The sequence below is a fragment of the Pseudomonas sp. 210_17 TE3656 genome (assembly GCF_054821965.1).
This window is the reverse complement of sequence record NZ_JBTRBC010000001.1, coordinates 2,394,434-2,414,663: the sequence shown is the minus strand read 5'-3', so window position 1 is coordinate 2,414,663 and position 20,230 is coordinate 2,394,434. Positions and strand designations below refer to the sequence as shown.

Genomic DNA, 20,230 nt, shown 5'->3' with positions numbered 1-20,230 from the left:
TAGACTCCGCGGCCATTATGATCAGACTATCGAACCTCACTTTACAGCGTGGTCCCCAGCGCCTGCTAGAAGGCGCTGAGTTGACCCTGCACGCCGGTCACAAAGCCGGCCTGATCGGTGCCAATGGCGCCGGTAAATCCAGCCTGTTCGCCTTGTTGCGCGGTGAGCTGACGCCCGACTCCGGCGACTGTCAGCTGCCGGCCGACTGGCGTATTGCGCACATGCGCCAGGAGGTCGATACCCTCGACCGCCTGGCAGTCGACTATGTGCTCGATGGCGACATCCGCCTGCGCAAGGTCCAGGCCGATCTGGCTGCCGCCGAAGCCGCCCATGACGGTACGGCGCTGGCGCGTCTGCATATCGAGCTCGACAGCGCCGACGGCTACACCGCCGATGCCCGTGCACGCAAACTGCTGGCCGGTCTGGGGTTCACCAACGAGCAGATGGACCGCCGCGTCGGCGACTTCTCCGGTGGCTGGCGGATGCGCCTGAACCTGGCCCAGGCGCTGATGTGCCCCTCCGACCTGCTGTTGCTCGACGAACCGACCAACCACCTCGATCTCGATGCGATCCTCTGGCTGGAAGATTGGCTCAAGGGCTACCCGGGCACGCTGTTGCTGATTTCCCACGACCGCGATTTTCTCGATGCAGTCGTTGATCACGTGGCCCACGTCGAGCAGTGCAAGCTGACGCTCTACCGTGGTGGCTACACCGCGTTCGAGCGTACCCGTGCCGAGCGTCTGGCCCAGCAGCAACAGGCCTACGAGAAGCAGCAGGCGCAGCGCGCGCACATGGAAAAGTACATCGCCCGGTTCAAGGCCCAGGCCACCAAGGCACGTCAGGCGCAGAGCCGGATCAAGGCCCTGGAACGCATGGAAGAGCTTTCGGCCGCGCATGTGGACTCGCCGTTTGACTTCGTCTTCCGTGAATCGGAAAAGATTTCCAGCCCTTTGCTCGACCTGTCCGAAGGTCGCTTGGGTTACGGCGACAAGACCATCCTTGAGAAGGTCAAGCTGCAGCTCACTCCTGGTGCACGTATCGGCTTGCTCGGCCCCAACGGCGCGGGCAAGTCGACCCTGATCAAAAACCTGGCCGGCGAGCTGGAGCCATTGAGCGGCCGTCTGGTGCGCGGTGAGAACCTGTCGGTGGGCTACTTCGCCCAGCATCAGCTCGACTCGCTGGACAACAAGGCCAGCCCGTTGCTGCACCTGCAGCGTCTGGCTCCGACCGAGCGCGAGCAAACGCTGCGTGACTTCCTTGGTGGCTTTGACTTCCGCGGCGCCCGTATCGACGAGCCGGTGCTGAATTTCTCCGGTGGCGAAAAGGCCCGCCTGGCGCTGGCACTGATCGCCTGGGAGCGGCCGAACCTGCTGCTGCTCGACGAACCAACCAACCACCTCGACCTGGAAATGCGCCTGGCACTGACCATGGCACTGCAGGAGTTCAGCGGTGCGGTGCTGGTGGTTTCCCACGATCGCCATCTGCTCAAAAGCACCACCGACGACTTCCTGTTGGTGGCCGATGGCAAGGTTGAAACCTTCGACGGCGACCTCGACGACTACAGCCGCTGGCTGGTCGAGTATCGCCAGCGCAACGCACCGGTCAGTACCGCGCCAGTCAATGCCGACAAGACTGACAAGAAAGCCCAGCGTCAGGCTGCGGCAGCGCTGCGTCAGCAGTTGGCCCCGCACAAGCGCGAAGCCGACAAGCTGGAGCGTGAACTGGGCACCCTGCATGAGCAACTGGCAAAGATCGATGCCAGCCTCGGTGACAGTGCTATCTACGAAGCTGCACGCAAGGATGAGTTGCGCGACTTGCTGGCCCAGCAGGCCAAGCTCAAAGTTCGCGAGGCAGAACTGGAAGAAGCCTGGATGGCCGCCCTTGAGCAGCTGGAGACCATGCAGGCGGAGCTGGAGGCGTTGTCTTGATCACGTCGTTGCAGTTGCCCGTGCCGCCGGAGTGGATCGCACCGTTCTGGCTGGGCTTGCAGATTCTCCTGATCCTCTGCGCTGCATTTGTCCTGCAGCGCCTGGTCGGGCGCTGCCTGAAGCGTCTGGGCGAACGTTATCCCTTGCCCCCGGAGCTGATGATGCCGGTGCGCGGTGGTCTGCGCTGGTTGATCATGGGCAGTGCGCTGGTGTTCGTACTCGAGCGCCTGGGCGTTTCCGCCACGGTGCTGTGGACGGCCTTGTCCGGCTTTGTCGCCGTCGCGGCGGTGGCGTTCTTCGCAATGTGGAGTGTGTTGTCGAACCTGCTGTGTGCGGTGCTGATCTTCACCGTCGGGCCGTTTCGCATCGGCGACGTGGTGGAGCTGGTCGAGACCATCGACAAACCCGGAGTGAAAGGGCGGGTGGTGGCCATCAACCTGCTGTTCACGACCCTGATCGAAATGCCGGAGGCCGGTGGCGCGACAGTCCAGGTGCCCAACAGCCAGTTTTTCCAGAAGTCGGTCAGGCGCTGGCGCGGTGCTGAGATTGTGCCGCTGGTGGGTGAAGACAAAATCGTCGGCAAATGATCGGCCGCTGAAAAAAACCGTGGTTATTTTTTCGCCAGCGCACTAGTTTAGAGCTTTGTAACAAGCTATGGCCGAGGTGCGTGATGTCGTTGGAAACGTGGTTGGCATTTTTTGCCGCATGCTGGGTGATCAGTCTCTCGCCGGGCGCCGGGGCGATTGCCTCGATGTCCTGTGGTCTGCAGTACGGCTTCTGGCGCGGCTACTGGAACGCCCTGGGCCTACAGCTGGGCCTGGTGCTGCAGATTGCGATCATTGCCGCCGGCGTTGGCGCCATCCTCGCCGCCTCGGCTACCGCGTTCCAGGTGATCAAATGGTTCGGCGTTGCCTACCTGGTCTACCTGGCCGTCAAACAATGGCGCGCCTTGCCGGCCGACATCAGCGACGAGTCTGCCGTGCGGCCGATCGGCAAGCCGCTGAGCCTGGTGTTCCGCGGCTTTCTGGTCAATGTCAGCAACCCCAAAGCGCTGATCTTCATGCTGGCGGTACTGCCGCAGTTCATCAATCCGCATGCGCCGTTGCTGCCCCAGTACCTGATCATCACGGCGACCATGGTGACTGTGGATCTGCTGGTCATGGCCGGATATACCGGCCTGGCGGCACGGGTACTGCGTTTGCTGCGCACGCCCAAGCAGCAGCGGCGGATGAACCGCACCTTTGCCGGGTTGTTCCTCGGGGCTGCGACCTTGCTGGCGACGATTCGCCGGGCGCCAGTCTGATTCGGGATGCTTGCACAGAGAGAAGGCGACCTCAGGGTCGCCTTTTTTGTGCCCGAGATGAAATTGTCACTAAATTTTACTGAGATTGCCGCGCAAACCTTGAGCGATCGCCATTGGAAGTGAACAATGCAATACCTCGCATTGTTATTTGAGATTGGCTCATGATTCCCCGTTCCCGCTTGCTCGCCTGGTTGCTTTGGCCGCTGCTGGCACTGAGCAGTACCGCACTGTTGGCCGACCCTGTCGAAAACGCCGCCAAGGCCTTGCACCTGCTCGACTACATCGGTGCCGACTACCCGGCGACGGTCGAGGCGGGCAAAGTGGTGGACGACGGCGAATACCGCGAGCAGCTGGAATTCACTGACGTGCTGCAAGGCCTGATCAGTGGCTTGCCGGCCCGTGCCGAGCGGCAAGCGCTGGAGCAGGGCGTGGTCAGCCTGCGCCAGGCAATCAATCAGCGCCAGGACGGCGCCAGCGTCGCGCGTCAGGCCCGTCAGCTCGGCGCACAGCTGGCGGTTGCCTATGAAGTCAGCCAGGCTCCTGTCATCACCCCGGACCCCTCTCGCGGGGCGCCGCTGTATGCCCAGCACTGCTCGGTCTGCCATGGCGACAGCGGTGCCGGTGACGGTCCGGCGGGGGTCGGCCTGGAACCACCGCCGGCCAACCTGCGCAGCAGCGAGCGCCTGACCCGGCTGAGCCTGTATGACCTCTACAACACCTTGGGGCAAGGCATCGAAGGCACCGACATGCCGTCCTTTGCCGATCAGCTCGACGAGCGTCAGCGCTGGGACCTGGCCACCTACATCGCCAGCTTCACCGCAGATCCGGCCAAGGCCAAAGGCGAAACGACCTACAACCTCGCTGATCTGGCGCGCCAGACGCCGCTGGAGGTTGAAGCATCGCAAGGGCTGGAAGCGGCGGCAGTGTTCCGCGCCCAGCGCGCCCAACCTCCGCAGGTACAACGTGGCCCGGCGCAGCTGCTGGACTACACCGCCAACACCCTGGACAAGAGCCTGGCGGCCTACCAGAACGGTGACCATGAACAGGCTTACGACCTGTCGGTGGCGGCCTACCTGGAAGGCTTCGAGCTGATCGAAAGCTCCCTCGACAACGTCGATGCCAATGTGCGCAAGGACACTGAAAAGTCGCTCATGGCCTACCGCCAGTCGCTCCAGGACGGTCTGCCGCTTGAGCAGGTCAGCCAGCGTCTGCAGGCTGCCAAGGCGAAACTCAAGGAAGCCGCCGGCTTGCTCGGTGGTGATGGCCTGAGCTGGTCGCTGAGCTACATTTCCGGCCTGCTGATCCTGCTGCGCGAAGGCTTGGAAGCCATTCTGGTGCTGGCGGCAATTCTCGCTTTCCTGCGCAACACCGGCCAGCAGTCGGCGGTACGTAGCGTCAACATCGGTTGGTGCCTGGCGTTGCTGGCCGGATTCGGCACCTGGGCATTGGCGGCCTATGTCATCGATGTCGGTGGCGCTCAGCGCGAACTGCTGGAAGGCTGCACGGCGTTGTTCGCCAGTGTCATGGTGCTCTGGCTGGGCGTGTGGATGCATGATCGCCGGCACGCGGCGGCCTGGCAGAACTACATCAAGAGCAGCCTGGTCAGCGGTGGCGGACGATTCGGCTTTGCCTTGCTGGCGTTCTTCTCGGTTTACCGCGAGCTGTTCGAAGTGATTCTGTTCTACGAAACGCTGTGGTTGCAGGCCGGGCCTGCCGGGCATCAGGCAGTACTGGCCGGTGGCGCCACGGCGCTGGTGCTGCTGGTAGGGCTGGCCTGGGTGATCCTGCGCGGTTCGGCGAAGCTGCCGCTGGCGCTGTTCTTCAGCATCAACGCTGCATTGTTGTGTGCGTTGTCGGTGGTGTTTGCCGGTCACGGGGTCAAGGCATTGCAGGAAGCCGGGGTGTTCGGTACCCGTCCGGTGGCCTTCTTTGACTTCGACTGGCTGGGCATCCACGCCGATGCCTACTCGCTGGCGGCGCAAGTGGTGGCCTTGCTGGCCATTGCGATTCTGTACGGACGCAGCCGTCTGGCCGAGAAGCGCCGGGTGTCAGCGAGCTGATTTGAAGCCGAGCGGGCGAGCAGGGATACTGTTCGCCCGTATTTGTTGGAATCTGTTGTCATGCGTATCTGGATCGATGCCGACGCCTGCCCCAAGGCGGCCAAGGATCAGGTCGTCAAATTTGCCCTGAAGCGTCAGCTGGAAGTGGTGCTGGTGGCCGGGCAAAGCCAGATCAAACCGGCGTTCACCTGCGTCAGGTTGATCGTCGTACCCAGCGGGCCGGATGCTGCCGACGATTACCTGGTCGAGCATGCCGTGCCGGGTGAGCTGGTGATCTGCAGCGATGTGCCGTTGGCCGACAGGCTGGTCAAGAAAGGCGTGGCCTGCCTCGATCCGCGTGGGCGAGAGTTCGACGAGCGCAACATGGGCGAACGTCTGGCGGTGCGTAACCTGTTCACCGACCTGCGCGAGCAGGGGCAGGTCGGTGGCGGACAGGCGCCTTATGGCGATCGTGAGAAGCAGGCCTTCGCCAATTCCCTGGACCGCATCCTCACGCGGCTGGCGCGTGATTTCCCGGGCTGATCGAGCCATTGTGGGAGCTGGCTTTGCCGGCGATGAGGCCAGTGTGGACCCCATCGCCGGCAAAGCCAGCTCCCACAGAAGGAGTCTTCACTGTTCCTGGTGGCAGGCTCAGTCTTTTTCGTGCGTCAGTTCCAGCACGCGGTCTACCAGCTTGTAGATGCCGCCAGCAGCTTCGCTGATCGACTGCGCGAGCATGTAGGCCGGGGTGCTGACCAGCTTGCGCTGGGTATCTTCGACGATGTCATGCACATCGCACTCTTCGTGGGTGCCGCCCATCTTGACGATGGCCGCACTGGTGTCGGCATCGTTGCCGATGGTGCAGACCACGCCAGGGCCATAGATTTTCGCCGCCAGCGCAGGGGAGATGCAGATCAGGCCGACCGGTTTGCCGGCCTCGGCAAAGGCTTCTGCCAGGGCGAGAACATCCGGGTGGACGCTGCAGCCTGAGCCTTCAACGGCAAAATTCGAGAGGTTCTTGGCCGCACCGAAACCGCCGGGCACGATCAGGGCATCGAATTCCTTGGCATCGGCCTCACGCAGATCCTTGATATTGCCGCGGGCGATGCGCGCCGATTCCACCAGAACGTTGCGCGATTCGGGCATTTCCTCGCCAGTCAGGTGGTTGAGCACATGCATCTGCGCAATGTTCGGCGCAAAGCACTGAACCTCGGCGCCGCGCTGGTCGAGGCGCAGCAAGGTGATCACGCTCTCGTGGATTTCGGCGCCGTCAAAGACACCACAGCCGGAAAGGATCACTGCAACTTTTTTTTTGGTCATGCTCACTACTCCCGAGTCGAGGCGTTAGATCGCCTCTAAATTGGCAGATGTCCAATCACCGCGTCCATCTTCTCAAAATCCTTTGTAGTTGGATTCTGCAAATGGCGCAGTGTTCATTGTTCAGGGTGAGGACGACAACGGGGATTGCCTGGCTCAGGGCCGGTCGCTGTCCTGGTCCGCGGCACGCTGTTCGGCCTGCATGGCCGCAGCCTCCTTGCGCGCGACACGCGCCGCCTTGAAGCGCCGGCGCAACCACAGCAAGCCGCCGAAGGCCAGCAGGCCACCGAGCACCCATAGCTCGTACTTCTTCACGTTGCCCAGCAGGCCTTCGAGAATGGCGCCGAAGTGATAGGCGGCAGCGCCCAGGGCCAGGGCCCAGACCGCCGCACCGATGCCGTTGAGCAGCAGGTAGCGGCGTGGCGGGTAGCCGGACAGACCAATGGCCACCGGCATGACCGTACGCAAGCCATAGACGAAGCGGAAACTCAGGACCCAGATATCCGGGTGGCGGCGGATGTGCTCCAGCGCCCGGTCGCCCATCAGTTGCCAGCGCGGTTTGCGCGCCAGCAATTTGCGCCCGTGCTTGCGCCCCATGAAGTACCACAGCTGGTCACCGGCATAGCTGCCGAAGAAGGCCACCAGGCACACCATGTTGATATCCATGTATCCGCGGAACGCAAGGAAGCCTGCGAGAACCAGGATGGTCTCACCTTCGAAAAACGTGCCGAGAAAAAGGGCAAAGTAACCAAAATCCTGCAGGAATTGTTGGAGCATTTTCTGGGTGCTGGCGAAATGAACGCGAAGCCTAACCCTTCGTGGCCGTTGGGGAAAGTATCCAAATGTGTCTCGACGTTAACATTTCCTACAAGGACAATGACTGCGTCCTCAAGTCGCAGGGTTGTCCCAGGCTGTCATTCAAGCGTCATAATGGCCGCTTATAACTGTCGCGCTCGCCCGCCTGCGCGGGCTCAGGAGTCTGCCGTGAGCTTTACCCCCGCTAACCGTTTGTTTCCTGCCACCCGTCTGCGTCGCAACCGTCGTGACGATTTCTCCCGTCGACTGGTGCGCGAAAACGTGCTGACCGTCGATGACCTGATCTACCCGGTGTTTGTCCTCGATGGCGAAAACCGCCGTGAGGAAGTTGCCTCGATGCCGGGTGTCGAGCGTCTGAGCATCGACCTGTTGCTGGAAGCGGCGCAAGAGTGGGTGAAGCTGGGGATTCCAGCCCTGGCCCTGTTCCCGGTGACGCCAACCGAGAAAAAATCCCTCGACGGTGCCGAAGCCTGGAACCCGGACGGTATCGCCCAGCGCGCCACCCGCGCCCTGCGTGAGCGCTTCCCGGAGCTGGGCGTGATCACCGACGTCGCCCTGGACCCGTTCACCACCCATGGTCAGGACGGCATTCTCGACGAAGAAGGCTACGTACAGAACGACATCACCGTCGATGCCCTGGTGCGTCAGGCCTTGTCCCATGCCGAAGCCGGAGCCCAGGTGGTAGCCCCTTCGGACATGATGGACGGCCGCATCCAGGCCATTCGTGAAGCTCTGGAGCTGGCGGGTCACGTCAACGTGCGTATCATGGCTTACTCGGCCAAGTACGCCAGCGCTTATTACGGCCCGTTCCGCGATGCGGTCGGCTCGGCCCTGAACCTGGGCAAGGCCAACAAGGCCTCCTACCAGATGGACCCGGCCAACAGCCACGAAGCCCTGCATGAAGTGGCTGCGGACCTGGCCGAAGGCGCCGACATGGTCATGGTCAAGCCGGGTATGCCGTATCTGGATATCCTTTTTCGGGTCAAGGATGAATTCAAGGTCCCGACCTTTGTCTATCAAGTCAGTGGCGAGTACGCCATGCACATGGCCGCGATCCAGAACGGCTGGCTCAGTGAAGGAGTGATCCTGGAATCCCTCACGGCCTTCAAACGGGCAGGAGCTGATGGCATCCTGACCTATTTCGCTGTTCGCGCTGCTCAATTGATGAGAGGGCAGTAACGCCCTTCAGGAACGCCAGATGAATAACGAAGTACTCAGTGATATCGAGATGAAGCAAGCCCAGCCGGTACCGGAGCAGATGCTCGAAACGCCGCCGGAGCCTGCTGCGCTGCCTGAGCCTGTGGTCGAGGTCGAGGCGCCTGCGCCTGTCCCGGCGCCAGTTGCCCCGGCCATCGCGGTTCCCGGTCTGGATGACAGCAGTCTGTACATTCACCGCGAGTTGTCCCAGCTGCAGTTCAATATCCGCGTGCTGGAACAGGCGCTGGATGAGAGCTACCCGCTGCTGGAGCGGCTGAAGTTCCTGCTGATCTTTTCCAGCAACCTGGATGAGTTCTTCGAAATTCGTGTGGCGGGCCTGAAGAAACAGATCACCTTTGCCCGTGAACAGGCCGGCGCTGACGGCCTGCAGCCGCACCAGGCGCTGGCGCGGATCAGTGAAGTGGTACACAGCGAGGTCCATCGTCAGTACGCGATCCTCAACGATGTGCTGCTGCCGGAGCTGGAAAAGCACCAGATCCGCTTTATCCGCCGCCGTCACTGGAATACCAAGCTCAAGACCTGGGTGCGGCGCTTCTTCCGCGACGAGATCGCCCCGATCATCACCCCGATCGGCCTCGATCCGACGCACCCGTTCCCGTTGCTGGTGAACAAGAGCCTTAACTTCATCGTCGAGCTGGAAGGTGTCGATGCGTTCGGCCGTGATTCCGGTCTGGCGATCATTCCGGCGCCACGCCTGTTGCCACGGGTGATCAAGGTGCCGGAGGAGGTGGGCGGTCCGGGAGATAACTACGTCTTCCTGTCCTCGATGATCCATGCCCACGCCGATGACCTGTTCCAGGGCATGAAGGTCAAGGGTTGCTACCAGTTCCGCCTGACCCGTAACGCCGACCTGGCGCTGGACTCAGAAGACGTCGAAGACCTGGCCCGGGCCCTGCGTGGCGAGCTGTTCTCGCGCCGTTATGGCGATGCCGTGCGCCTGGAAGTGGCGGACACCTGCCCGAAACACCTCTCGGACTACCTGCTCAAGCAGTTCAGCCTGAGTGAAAGCGAGCTGTACCAGGTCAACGGTCCGGTCAACCTGACCCGGCTGTTCAGCATCACCGGCCTGGACAGTCACCCGGAATTGCAATACACGCCGTTCACACCAGCGATTCCCAAGCTGTTGCAGAACGCCGAGAACATTTTCAGCGTGGTCGGCAAGCAGGACATCCTGCTCATGCACCCCTTCGAGTCGTTCACGCCAGTGGTCGATCTGCTGCGCCAGGCCGCCAAGGACCCGCATGTCCTGGCCGTGCGCCAGACCCTGTACCGCAGCGGCGCCAACTCGGAGATCGTCGACGCGCTGGTCGATGCCGCGCGTAACGGCAAGGAGGTCACCGCGGTGATCGAATTGCGCGCGCGCTTCGACGAAGAGTCCAACCTGCAGCTGGCCAGCCGTCTGCAGGCCGCCGGTGCGGTAGTGATCTACGGTGTGGTCGGCTTCAAGACCCACGCCAAGATGATGCTGATCCTGCGTCGTGAAGCCGGCGAGATCGTTCGCTACGCGCACCTGGGTACCGGTAACTACCACGCCGGCAACGCGCGTCTGTACACCGACTACAGCCTGCTGACCTCGGACGACGCCTTGTGTGAAGACGTCGGCAAGCTGTTCAGTCAGTTGATCGGCATGGGCAAGACCCTGCGCATGAAGAAGCTGCTGCACGCGCCGTTCACCCTGAAGAAGGGCATGCTCGACATGATCGCGCGGGAAACCCAGTTTGCCCTGGAGGGCAAGCCTGCGCACATCATCGCCAAGTTCAACTCGCTGACCGATCCGAAGATCATCCGCGCCTTGTACAAGGCCAGTCAGTCAGGGGTGCGTATCGATCTGGTAGTGCGCGGCATGTGCTGCCTGCGTCCGGGGATTGCCGGGGTGTCGCACAACATTCAGGTGCGTTCGATCATCGGCCGCTTCCTCGAGCACACGCGGGTGTTCTACTTCCTCAACGGCGGCGAGGAGCAGATGTTCCTGTCCAGTGCCGACTGGATGGAGCGCAACCTCGACAAGCGGGTCGAGACCTGCTTCCCGGTCGAGGGCAAGAAGCTGATCCTGCGGGTCAAGAAGGAGCTGGAAGGGTACCTGACCGACAACACCCACGCCTGGATCCTGCAGCCGGACGGCCGCTATGTGCGCAGCACGCCTACCGGCAATCAGAACCCGCGCAGTGCCCAGGCGGCTCTGCTCGAGCGCCTGAGCAACCCGGTCCTCAGCGTACGCTGAGGACGAAGCCGACCCGGGTCAGCCACTCAGCCTCCAGGCCGAAGTCGGCCTGGGTCAGCTGATTCTCTTCCAGCCAGCCGGCCGGGAATTCGACATCCAGGCTATCGCCCTTGGCATGCAGGGTCACCGTCGGCATCTGCTGGGTGCCGCGGATGTGATGGAACAGAATCGCAAAGCGCAGCAGCACGCACAGGCGAATCAGCTTGACGCCTTCGTCGCCGAATTCGGCGAACTTGTCCTTGGGAATGTTGCGGCGATGGCCGCGCACCAGCAGGGCGAGCATCTGCTGGTCTTCGCGGGAGAAGCCGGCCAGGTCGGAGTGCTCGATCAGGTAGGCGCCGTGCTTGTGGTAGTGGTAGTGGGCGATATCCAGGCCCACTTCATGCACTTTGGCCGCCCAGCCGAGCAGCTCACGCCAGATACCGTCTTCCAGGTCCCAGGCCTTGGCCACCTGGTCGAAGGCATGCAGGGCTTTGCGCTCGACCCGGGCCGCCTGGCCCTGATCGACGTGATAACGCTCCATCAGCGAGGTCAGGGTACGCTCACGCACGTCTTCATGGTGATGACGGCCGAGCAGGTCGTAGAGCACGCCTTCGCGCAGGGCGCCATCGCAGTGGTCCATGCGCTGCAGTTCCAGCGCATCGAAAATCGCTTCCATGATCGCCAGGCCGGCCGGGAAGATCGCCCGGCGGTCCGGTTTGACGCCATCGAAGTCGATCTTGTCGGTTTCGCCCAGTTTGAACAGCTTGCGCTTGAGCCAGGCCAGGCCCTCGGCATTGACCTCGCCGCTGCCCATGCCGCCAGACTTGAGGGCCAGGCCGATGGCGCGGATGGTCCCGGAGGAGCCGATGGCTTCGTCCCAGGTCAGGCGGTGCAGGGCGTTTTCGATGCTCATCAGCTCCAGGCGCGCCGCGGTATAGGCCTGGGCGTAGCGTGCCGGGGTGATTTTGCCGTCACGGAAGTAGCGTTGGGTGTAGCTGACGCAGCCCATTTGCAGGCTTTCGCGCAGCAGCGGCTCGAATCGCTGGCCGATGATGAACTCGGTACTGCCGCCGCCGATGTCGGCGACCAGGCGTTTACCGGGGGTGTCGGCCAGGGTGTGTGAAACGCCGAGGTAGATCAGACGGGCTTCTTCACGGCCGGAAATCACTTCGACCGGATGTCCGAGGATTTCTTCGGCGCGGCGGATGAACTCGCCGCGGTTGCGCGCCTCGCGCAGGGCGTTGGTGCCGACGATACGCACGGCGCCGTCCGGCATGCCGCTGATCAGCTGGGCGAAGCGCTTGAGGCAGTCCAGACCGCGCTGCATCGACTCTTCGTTGAGCTGGCGCTCTTCGTTGATACCGGCGGCCAGCTGAACCTTCTCCCCGAGCCGCTCAAGAATACGGATCTCGGTATGGTGGGCCTTGGCCACTACCATATGGAAACTGTTGGAGCCCAAGTCAATGGCAGCGATCAAGGACAGATTCTTGGCTGTGGTTTGCGGCATGGTCATGGTTTCTCGGTCGATAACCCGGCAATCCTGCCACGATCCAGGGCTGACGCCAACGCGCAGCTTATCAAGGCTTGATGTGGGGCAGGTTGATGGAGGAAATATGACTTTCCTGTGACCGCACCGATATGCGCGGTCATGCACAACTATAGTTACACTCAATCGTCCGTGACTTCCTGTAAGTCGCCGGTGCGGCTATGATGGGCCACGTTTTTTTGCTTACGACCTTGGAGACTTCCATGAGCAGCGATCTTATCAAACACGTCACTGACGCCACCTTCGAAGCCGACGTCCTGAAGGCTGAAGGCCCGGTGCTGGTCGACTACTGGGCTGAATGGTGCGGCCCTTGCAAAATGATCGCTCCGGTTCTGGACGACATCGCCGCTACCTACCAGGGCAAACTGACCGTCGCCAAGCTGAACATCGACGACAACCAGGAAACCCCGGCCAAGCACGGCGTGCGTGGCATCCCGACGCTGATGCTGTTCAAGAACGGCAACGTCGAGGCCACCAAGGTCGGCGCACTGTCCAAGTCTCAGCTTCAGGCGTTCCTTGACGCCAATATCTGAGTGAAAAAAGCCCCGCATTCGCCGGGGCTTTTCTTTGTCTGGTGACTAGACGCCAGAAAAAGCAGGTGTTACATTCGGCCTCGCACTGTTTCTCCGGTGCCCTCTGCACGCCGTCGCCGACGCATCCCTAATTCGAATCAGTACGCGATCCTGTCGCCTTCTCTGCGGCGCGGCTTCATTAAGCCAGAAGCTTAATTTCCCCTTCTTACATGATTACGTCACTCCCCTTATGAACCTGACTGAACTCAAGCAAAAGCCGATTACCGATCTGCTCGAAATGGCCGAACAGATGGGCATAGAAAATATGGCCCGTTCGCGCAAGCAAGATGTGATTTTCTCTCTGTTGAAAAAGCATGCGAAAAGCGGCGAGGAAATCTCCGGTGACGGCGTGCTGGAGATTCTCCAGGACGGCTTCGGCTTCTTGCGCTCGGCGGATGCCTCCTATCTGGCAGGCCCGGACGACATCTACGTCTCGCCAAGCCAGATCCGTCGCTTCAACCTGCGCACCGGCGACACCATCGTCGGCAAGATCCGCCCGCCAAAAGAAGGCGAGCGTTACTTCGCCCTGCTGAAAGTCGACACCATCAACTTCGACCGGCCGGAAAACGCGAAGAACAAGATTCTGTTCGAAAACCTGACGCCGCTGTTCCCTAACAAGCGCCTGAAGATGGAAGCCGGTAACGGTTCCACCGAAGACCTCACCGGCCGGGTTATCGACCTCTGTGCCCCGATCGGTAAAGGTCAGCGTGGTTTGATCGTTGCTCCGCCAAAAGCGGGCAAGACCATCATGCTGCAGAACATCGCGGCCAACATTACCCGTAACAATCCCGAGTGCCACCTGATCGTCCTGCTGATCGACGAGCGCCCGGAAGAAGTTACCGAAATGCAGCGCACCGTGCGCGGCGAAGTGGTTGCCTCGACCTTCGACGAACCACCAACCCGCCACGTGCAGGTTGCTGAAATGGTCATCGAGAAGGCCAAGCGCCTGGTTGAACACAAGAAAGACGTGGTCATCCTGCTCGACTCGATCACCCGTCTGGCACGTGCCTACAACACCGTGATCCCGAGCTCCGGCAAGGTCCTGACCGGTGGTGTCGATGCTCACGCCCTGGAGAAGCCAAAGCGTTTCTTCGGTGCTGCGCGTAACATCGAAGAAGGCGGCTCGCTGACCATCATCGCCACCGCACTGGTTGAAACCGGTTCGAAGATGGACGAAGTGATCTACGAAGAGTTCAAGGGCACCGGCAACATGGAGCTGCCGCTGGACCGCAAGATCGCCGAGAAGCGTGTATTCCCGGCCATCAACATCAACCGTTCGGGTACCCGTCGTGAAGAGCTGCTGACCGCCGACGACGAACTGCAGCGCATGTGGATCCTGCGCAAGCTGCTGCACCCGATGGATGAAGTAGCGGCCATCGAGTTCCTGATCGACAAGCTCAAGCAGACCAAGACCAACGACGAGTTCTTCTTGTCGATGAAACGCAAGTAAACGAGTGCGTTGCGCAAAAGCCGGGGCAACCCGGCTTTTTGCTATCTGTACTTTGGCTATTCTGGCCGGCCGGGTTAGGCGATACACTTTGCACCCCGACCGGTACGGCGAATACGAGGCTTTTGCATGCAGTATCGCGATTTGCGCGACTTTATCCGTGGCCTGGAACAGCGCGGCGAACTCAAGCGCATCCAGGTTCCGATCTCTCCAGTCCTGGAAATGACCGAAGTCTGCGACCGCACTCTGCGCGCCAAAGGCCCGGCGCTATTGTTCGAAAAGCCCACGGGCTTCGACATTCCGGTACTCGGCAACCTGTTTGGCACTCCGGAGCGGGTAGCCATGGGCATGGGCGCCGAGTCGGTCAGCGAGCTGCGCGAAATCGGCAAGCTGCTGGCCTTCCTCAAGGAACCTGAGCCGCCCAAGGGCCTCAAGGATGCCTGGTCGAAGCTGCCGATCTTCAAAAAGGTCGTGTCGATGGCGCCGAAAGTGGTCAAGGATGCCGCCTGCCACGAAGTGGTCATCGAAGGTGACGATGTCGACCTCGGCATGCTGCCGGTGCAGCACTGCTGGCCGGGCGATGTCGCGCCGCTGATTACCTGGGGTCTGACCGTGACCCGCGGGCCGAACAAAGAGCGCCAGAACCTGGGGATCTATCGCCAGCAGGTGATTGGCCGCAACAAGGTGATCATGCGCTGGCTCAGCCATCGCGGCGGCGCCCTGGATTACCGCGAGTGGTGCGAGAAGCACCCGGGCCAGCCGTTCCCGGTCTCCGTGGCCCTCGGCGCGGATCCGGCGACCATCCTTGGCGCGGTGACCCCGGTACCCGACACCTTGTCCGAATACGCCTTCGCCGGCCTGTTGCGCGGCAACCGCACCGAGCTGGTCAAGTGCCGTGGCAATGACCTGCAGGTGCCGGCTACCGCCGAGATCATCCTCGAGGGTGTGATTCATCCGGGCGAGATGGCGCCGGAAGGTCCGTACGGCGATCACACCGGCTACTACAACGAAGTCGACAGCTTCCCGGTGTTCACCGTCGAGCGCATCACGCACCGCAAGAATCCGATCTATCACAGCACCTACACGGGCCGTCCGCCTGATGAGCCGGCGATCCTCGGTGTGGCGCTCAACGAAGTCTTTGTGCCGATCCTGCAAAAGCAGTTCCCGGAAATCACCGACTTCTACCTGCCGCCTGAAGGCTGCTCCTACCGCATGGCGGTGGTGACCATGAAGAAGCAGTATCCAGGGCACGCCAAGCGCGTCATGCTCGGGGTCTGGTCGTTTTTGCGACAGTTCATGTACACCAAGTTCGTTATTGTCACCGATGACGACATCAATGCCCGGGACTGGAATGATGTGATCTGGGCGATTACCACGCGCATGGACCCCAAGCGCGATACGGTGATGATCGACAACACCCCGATCGACTACCTGGACTTCGCTTCGCCGATTTCCGGCCTGGGTTCGAAGATGGGCCTGGATGCGACGAACAAGTGGCCGGGAGAAACCAGCCGTGAATGGGGACGGGTCATCGTCAAGGATGAAGCGGTCACCCGGCGGATCGATGAGCTGTGGAACCAGTTGGGAATAGACTAAATGCAGGTAACCTTGCAGCCGTCCGGGGCGGTGTTGGCGCTCAACCCCGGAGAACGGATTCTGGATGGGGCGCGGCGTCTTGGCTACGACTGCCCGCAGAGCTGCCGCAATGGCAACTGCCATGTCTGCGCTGCGTTGCTGGTGGAAGGCCGCGTGCGTCAGGACGGGCAGGAGCGTGACCATGGCGAGCTGTTCACCTGCATCGCCGAACCGCTGGAGGACTGCGTCTTGTTATGGGATGGCGTGCTCGCGTTAGGCGAGTTGCCGGTAAGGACACTGGCCTGTCAGTTGAGTGAGTGCGTTGAGGTCGGTGGCGACGTCTGGCGGGTGCGCCTGCGGGCGCCAGCGGGCAAACCGCCGCGTTACCACGCCGGGCAGTACCTGATGATCGAGCGCGAAGCGGGCGACAAGGCCGCCTTCTCCCTGGCCTCGGCCCCCCATAGCGGACGCGAGCTTGAGCTGCATGTGCTGGCCCGCGAGAACAGTGCGGTGGCATTGATTGCGCAGTTGCAGCGCAACAGTATGGCGCGGCTCGAGATGCCGTTTGGCGATGCTCACCTGGCTGAGCTGCCCGATGGTCCGCTGGTACTGATCGCCGCAGGCACCGGCATGGCGCAAATGCACAGCCTGATCGAGCATTGCCGGGCCCAGGGCTTCAAGCATCCGGTTCATCTGTACTGGGGTGTGCGCCTGCCAGAGGACTTCTACCAGATCGAGCATTGGGCCGAATGGGAACAGTTGCCGAACCTGTTCCTGCACAAGGTGGTGAGCGATCTGTGTGGCTGGGAAGGGCGTTGTGGCCTGCTGCACGAAGCCATTTGTGAAGACATGCAGGATCTGGCCGGTATCCATGTTTACGCCAGCGGCTCGCCGAACATGGTCTATGCCACCCTCGATGCGCTGGTCGAAGCGGGTATGGATGCTCATCAGATGCGTGCTGATGTATTCGCTTATGCCCCTCGCGGTTGAATGACCAAACAAGGCACGCTGCAATAGCGTGCCGGTTTAATAACCACCGTTGTTTGTAGCGGGCATAAGGCAATTATTATTGCCGGCAGCGTAAATAACTTTCGCTACACTTGGAATAACACCCGGCGGGTTGCTCAAGGCCTTGCTGCAGGGCACTTCCGGGGCGAGGTGAGGCTTGTGTTCAATACACAATCTGCCGTACGGTAAGTACGTGGATAACGTATTCGTTTACAGTGACTCACTTCAGTAGTTCACGGGGAATTCTGGCGGCAGCTATGTCGGCGATTGAAACTGCATCTTTGCCTGTGGCTTATCCTCCGTTGCTCGACTTCGGACAACAACTGTCCCATGAGCAACTTAAACTTTCGGTTCAGCACACCATGTCCCGCCATCAGGGTGGTCCGGTCTGGCTGTTTGCCTACGGTTCGCTGATCTGGCGCCCGGAATGCAACGCCGCCGAGCGTCGGCGCGCCAGGGTGCATGGTTACCATCGCGGGCTATACCTGTGGTCGCACGAGCACCGGGGGACTCCCGAGTGCCCGGGGCTGGTCTTCGGCCTTGACCGTGGCGGCTCCTGCAGCGGCTTTGCCTACCGCCTGCCAGACGAATGCCTGGAAGACTCTCTGCTGGCCCTGTGGCAGCGCGAGATGCCTTACCCGGCTTACCGGCCGCACTGGCTGACCTGCCGCCTGGACGATGGCAGCAAGGTCCAGGCCCTGGGTTTTGTGCTGGAGCGGCACTTGCCGTGCTACGCCGGTAACCTGCCTGACGATCTGCTCAGTCAGATTTTCGCCAACGCCAAGGGGCGTTATGGCAGTACCCGTGACTACGTCGAGCAGACCCTCAACGCCTTGCGTATTCATGCCATGCCGGACCGTAACCTGGAGGCACGGTTCCGACGTTGTCACCTGCCGCTGTAACAATAATGAGAATTGTTATTTTGTCCGCAGGGCTCTGGCACGCTACTATCGCGCCCTGATATTCATTGGACAGGCAGGATCAAGGATGAAGTGGTTGGCAGCATTGCTGTTAATGGGGGCAACTGGACTCGCCCATGCCGATATCAAAGTGGAGTTTGTCGAGAAAACCATTCCGACCTATCCGGCCGAGCTGCGCAAGGCGGCTATCACCGGCTCCGTCAAAATCGGCTTTGAGGTTCGGGCCGACGGCTCGGTTGCGGATGTGAAGGTGATTCAGAGCAGTGAGCCGGCATTCGCCGAGGCCGCACTTGAGGCGGCCAGGCAATGGCGCTTCAAGCCCTGGACGGTGACCAAGGAAAATCCCGCGAAGCTCGATGTGCGTACAGACCTGCATTTTCGTCTTAACGACAAAAAGGAATGGTGGGATATCTACGAGCGGGCCGGGTTGATCCTGATGACCTGCAAGAAGTTCAACGAAGAAGTGGCGCAGTTCCGCAAAGATGACTCGGCCAGACCACTCGACGACATGAACACCACACTGTTGTCGATCCGCATGATTTCGCGCTTTGAAGAAGACGGCGTCACCAGCTACAAGCAATCGATGGCCACCTCCAAGTCCTTCAAGAAGGCGCTGCCTGGGATAATCAAAAAGTGCCAGACCTACCCGGGCATCGACTTCGTCGATGTCTGGCCTGCATATTTGCGTGAGCGCCTGGTCCCGCAGAGCTGATGCGCTGTGGGCAGGATTGGCTCAGCGCAGGGTCACCACCAGCTTGCCCAGCGCTTTACGCTGACCGAGCAGGTCGATGGCAGCTCCAGCCTCGGCCAGCGGGAAGGTTTGCGACACCAGTGGCTTGAGCTTGCCCTCGGCGTACCAGGCAAACAGTTGCTTGAAGTTCGCCGCGTTGTCAGCTGGTTGACGCTGGGCGAAGGCGCCCCAGAATACGCCAAGCACTGCCGCCCCCTTGAGCAGCGCCAGGTTTACCGGTAGCTGCGGGATGCGCCCGCTGGCAAAGCCTACCACCAGCAGCCGGCCGTTCCAGGCAATGCCGCGCACGGCCTGGTCGAACAGGTCGCCGCCGACCGGGTCGTAGATCACATCGACACCGTTGCCGGCGGTCAGGCGTTTGATCTCGTCCTTGAGGCTGTGCTCGCTGTAGTTGATCAGTTCATCGGCACCGGCGGCCTTGGCCACGGCGAGCTTCTCGGCGCTGCTGGCCGCGGCGATGACCCGTGCGCCCATGGCCTTGCCGATTTCCACCGCCGCCAGCCCGACACCGCCCGAGGCGCCGAGCACCAACAGGGTCTCGCCGGCCTTGAGCTGACCGCGTTGCTGCAGGGCATGCATCGAGGTGCCGTAGGTCATGCCAAAGGCGGCGGCGTGGGTGAAGTCCATGTGCTCAGGGATCGGCAGCACGTTATAGCCTGGCACTGCCACCTGCTCGGCAAAGCTGCCCCAGCCGGTCAGAGCCATGACCCGGTCGCCGACCTTGAGATCAGTGACTTTCTCGCCCACCGCGCTGATGACCCCCGCCGCCTCGCCTCCGGGAGAGAAGGGCAGGGGCGGCTGGAACTGGTACTTGCCCTCGATGATCAGGGTGTCGGGAAAGTTGACCCCGGCCGCATGTACATCCAGGAGGATTTCGTTCTTCTTCGGTACGGGGCTTGCGACCTCTTCCAGGACCAGACCCTGAGCCGGGCCCAGGGTTTTGCACAACACTGCTTTCATCGGGACTATTCCTTTGCGCGTAGTGGCCGATAAGTGTAGGTGGGGCACGTTGAGGGTCAACGAGCATGCCCTGTCCTGATAGACCGATATAAGCCGCAATTGGGCTGCCGGTAGGAGCGGGCTTGCCCCGCGATTGCAGTGTGTCAGTAACATTGCATCGCGGGGCAAGCCCGCTCCCACTGGTATGCTGGCGCCAACTGTTTGAGGAGCGAATTCGTGAAAGCGTGGATCTTGATGGTAATGGCGCTGATGCTGCCGATGGCGGCCATGGCCGAAGAAGCCAAGGAAGGGGAACCGAAGGTCTCGTACATCTCCCTGAGCCCACCCTTCGTGGGCAATTACGCCCTGGATGGCGGTCCTAAGCTGCGTGTGTACAAAGCCGACGTCGCCCTGCGGGTCAACAGTGACGCTGCTGCGACGGCGGTGAAGCATCATGAGCCATTGATCCGCAATCAGCTGGTGGCGCTGTTCACGCAGCAGAACCTGGAAAGCATGAGCAATGTCGAGGCCAAGGAAAAGCTGCGTCAGGAAGCCCTGAAGCAGGTCCAGCAGGTGCTGGAGAATGAAGAAGGCAAGCCGCTGGTTGATGACCTGCTGTTCAACAACCTGATCGTGCAGTAACCCGCC

Annotated in this window: 18 protein-coding genes; 14 read left to right on the top strand and 4 right to left on the bottom strand. The window is 61.4% G+C overall.

The window, feature by feature from the left end:
- The first annotated feature begins 17 nt into the window (after nt 1-17).
- The 5 genes from ACVI9W_RS11310 to ACVI9W_RS11290 all read left to right on the top strand — a co-directional run bounded on the left by ACVI9W_RS11310 (nt 18) and on the right by ACVI9W_RS11290 (nt 5,813).
- Complete coding sequence (locus tag ACVI9W_RS11310) at nt 18-1,928, top strand: ATP-binding cassette domain-containing protein (protein ID WP_157194629.1); 1,911 nt, start codon at nt 18-20, stop codon at nt 1,926-1,928.
- Nucleotides 1,929-1,936: 8 nt separating this feature from the next.
- Complete coding sequence (locus tag ACVI9W_RS11305) at nt 1,937-2,515, top strand: mechanosensitive ion channel domain-containing protein (protein WP_371262016.1); 579 nt, start codon at nt 1,937-1,939, stop codon at nt 2,513-2,515.
- Nucleotides 2,516-2,598: 83 nt separating this feature from the next.
- Entirely contained in the window at nt 2,599-3,231 is a 633-nt protein-coding gene (locus ACVI9W_RS11300) for a LysE family transporter (protein ID WP_461530031.1), read from the top strand.
- A 161-nt stretch (nt 3,232-3,392) separates the two neighbouring features.
- Nucleotides 3,393-5,291: an FTR1 family protein gene (locus ACVI9W_RS11295; RefSeq protein WP_461530030.1), complete on the top strand. Its 1,899-nt coding sequence runs from the start codon at nt 3,393-3,395 to the stop codon at nt 5,289-5,291.
- 60 nt (nt 5,292-5,351) lie between these two features.
- On the top strand, nt 5,352-5,813 hold the full coding sequence (locus tag ACVI9W_RS11290) for a YaiI/YqxD family protein (RefSeq protein ID WP_461530029.1): 462 nt from the start codon (nt 5,352-5,354) through the stop codon (nt 5,811-5,813).
- 108 nt (nt 5,814-5,921) lie between these two features.
- Here the strand turns inward: ACVI9W_RS11290 and elbB are convergent, their stop codons facing one another.
- Both elbB and ACVI9W_RS11280 read right to left on the bottom strand, forming a co-directional pair.
- Nucleotides 5,922-6,590: an isoprenoid biosynthesis glyoxalase ElbB gene (gene elbB, locus ACVI9W_RS11285; RefSeq protein WP_461530028.1), complete on the bottom strand. Its 669-nt coding sequence runs from the start codon at nt 6,588-6,590 to the stop codon at nt 5,922-5,924.
- A gap of 153 nt (nt 6,591-6,743) precedes the next feature.
- Nucleotides 6,744-7,364, bottom strand: coding sequence for a DedA family protein (locus tag ACVI9W_RS11280; RefSeq protein WP_422415843.1), 621 nt, complete (start codon nt 7,362-7,364; stop codon nt 6,744-6,746).
- A gap of 207 nt (nt 7,365-7,571) precedes the next feature.
- On the opposite strand from ACVI9W_RS11280, the gene hemB reads away from it, so the two are divergent.
- Both hemB and ppk1 read left to right on the top strand, forming a co-directional pair.
- On the top strand, nt 7,572-8,582 hold the full coding sequence (gene hemB / locus ACVI9W_RS11275) for a porphobilinogen synthase (RefSeq protein WP_038615739.1): 1,011 nt from the start codon (nt 7,572-7,574) through the stop codon (nt 8,580-8,582).
- A gap of 19 nt (nt 8,583-8,601) precedes the next feature.
- Nucleotides 8,602-10,842: a polyphosphate kinase 1 gene (gene ppk1 / locus ACVI9W_RS11270; RefSeq protein ID WP_461530027.1), complete on the top strand. Its 2,241-nt coding sequence runs from the start codon at nt 8,602-8,604 to the stop codon at nt 10,840-10,842.
- Here the strand turns inward: ppk1 and ppx are convergent.
- On the bottom strand, nt 10,829-12,331 hold the full coding sequence (gene ppx / locus ACVI9W_RS11265) for an exopolyphosphatase (protein WP_157194817.1): 1,503 nt from the start codon (nt 12,329-12,331) through the stop codon (nt 10,829-10,831). The two genes, ppk1 and ppx, sit on opposite strands and share 14 nt — an antisense overlap.
- A gap of 242 nt (nt 12,332-12,573) precedes the next feature.
- Between ppx and trxA the strand changes: the two genes are divergently transcribed.
- From trxA to ACVI9W_RS11235, 6 genes are all read left to right on the top strand, one after another.
- Complete coding sequence (gene trxA, locus ACVI9W_RS11260) at nt 12,574-12,903, top strand: thioredoxin TrxA (RefSeq protein ID WP_461530026.1); 330 nt, start codon at nt 12,574-12,576, stop codon at nt 12,901-12,903.
- A gap of 229 nt (nt 12,904-13,132) precedes the next feature.
- Nucleotides 13,133-14,392 (top strand): transcription termination factor Rho, encoded by a 1,260-nt coding sequence (gene rho / locus ACVI9W_RS11255; RefSeq protein ID WP_038615733.1) that lies wholly within the window; start codon nt 13,133-13,135, stop codon nt 14,390-14,392.
- Between the two features lie 126 nt (nt 14,393-14,518).
- Nucleotides 14,519-15,985, top strand: a complete 1,467-nt coding sequence (ubiD, locus tag ACVI9W_RS11250; protein ID WP_038615731.1) for a 4-hydroxy-3-polyprenylbenzoate decarboxylase — start codon at nt 14,519-14,521, stop codon at nt 15,983-15,985.
- Entirely contained in the window at nt 15,986-16,954 is a 969-nt protein-coding gene (locus ACVI9W_RS11245) for a CDP-6-deoxy-delta-3,4-glucoseen reductase (RefSeq protein WP_461530025.1), read from the top strand.
- A gap of 275 nt (nt 16,955-17,229) precedes the next feature.
- Nucleotides 17,230-17,874 carry a gamma-glutamylcyclotransferase gene (locus tag ACVI9W_RS11240; protein WP_038615725.1) on the top strand — a complete coding sequence of 215 codons (645 nt, stop codon included), beginning with the start codon at nt 17,230-17,232 and terminating at the stop codon, nt 17,872-17,874.
- 85 nt (nt 17,875-17,959) lie between these two features.
- On the top strand, nt 17,960-18,604 hold the full coding sequence (locus ACVI9W_RS11235; protein WP_461530024.1) for a TonB family protein: 645 nt from the start codon (nt 17,960-17,962) through the stop codon (nt 18,602-18,604).
- A 21-nt stretch (nt 18,605-18,625) separates the two neighbouring features.
- Here ACVI9W_RS11235 and ACVI9W_RS11230 read toward each other — a convergent pair whose 3' ends face one another.
- A complete protein-coding gene (locus ACVI9W_RS11230) occupies nt 18,626-19,603 on the bottom strand; it encodes an NADPH:quinone oxidoreductase family protein (RefSeq protein WP_461530023.1) in 978 nt (325 codons plus the stop codon).
- 216 nt (nt 19,604-19,819) lie between these two features.
- Here ACVI9W_RS11230 and ACVI9W_RS11225 point away from each other — a divergent pair, with 216 nt between their 5' ends.
- The gene (locus ACVI9W_RS11225; protein ID WP_038615718.1) at nt 19,820-20,224 is read left to right on the top strand and encodes a flagellar basal body-associated protein FliL; all 405 of its coding nucleotides are present in this window, start codon (nt 19,820-19,822) and stop codon (nt 20,222-20,224) included.
- Nucleotides 20,225-20,230: the final 6 nt, after the last annotated feature.